This is a genomic window from Paraburkholderia sp. JHI2823 (genome assembly GCF_038900695.1).
Lineage (GTDB): Bacteria > Pseudomonadota > Gammaproteobacteria > Burkholderiales > Burkholderiaceae > Paraburkholderia > Paraburkholderia mimosarum.
In genome coordinates this window covers 1-243 of sequence record NZ_JAYMRY010000454.1, presented here as the reverse complement: position 1 = coordinate 243, position 243 = coordinate 1, and the positions used below count along the sequence as shown (strand labels likewise).

The following is a 243-nucleotide window of genomic DNA, read 5'->3' as shown; positions in this document are numbered from 1 at the left end:
GGGCGGCAACAACCGCCAGGGCAGTCGTGAGTTCCATCACGGTATGCTTGAACCCGATGGGTGTCTGGTGCGATCCGGTTCGCAACCAGCTCGAGAAAACGGATGCGATACCGACCCTGCAGGCAGCCGTGACACGATAGCGAAACGAATTTCGCAGGATTTCAATGGCGATTGAAATAACCATCGTCATTGAAATCCTGCGATGGATAGATTTGCACCTTGACTTCGGCCGGCTAATGGGTG

Annotated in this window: 1 protein-coding gene; it reads right to left on the bottom strand. The window is 54.3% G+C overall.

Translation table 11 applies throughout. From position 1 onward, the window contains the following. On the bottom strand, positions 1–190 hold a 190-nt coding region (locus VSR34_RS39380; RefSeq protein WP_342964984.1), incomplete at its 3' end, for a hypothetical protein. Positions 191–243 lie beyond the last annotated feature (53 nt).